This is a genomic window from Rhodococcus sp. ARC_M12 (genome assembly GCF_022810385.1).
GTDB classification, from domain to species: domain Bacteria; phylum Actinomycetota; class Actinomycetes; order Mycobacteriales; family Mycobacteriaceae; genus Rhodococcoides; species Rhodococcoides navarretei.
Genome location: NZ_JALGQI010000117.1, coordinates 1 through 253 on the forward strand (window position 1 = coordinate 1; position 253 = coordinate 253).

At 62.5% G+C, this 253-nt stretch carries 1 pseudogene; it reads left to right on the forward strand.

Going from position 1 to position 253, the window contains the following annotated elements:
* Positions 1 to 253 (forward strand): annotated as a pseudogene (locus tag MTX35_RS25600) (transposase); the annotation flags it as partial.

Consider the following 253-nt stretch of genomic DNA (forward strand, 5'->3'; position numbering starts at 1 on the left):
TCGGGCGTCTCGAAGTCGACTGTGTCGAGAATTTGCCAAGGGCTCGATACGGAGATCGCGCGGTTTCGTGAGCGAACGTTGACCCACACCACGTTTCCGTACGTCTTCCTCGACGCGACGTATTGCAGGTGCGGATCGGGGCGCATGTGGTCTCGCATGCGCTCGTCGTCGCGACCGGGGTGTCGATCGACGGCACCCGTGAAGTGTTGGGCACCGCGGTCGGGGACAGTGAGTCGTTCGATTTCTGGCGGGA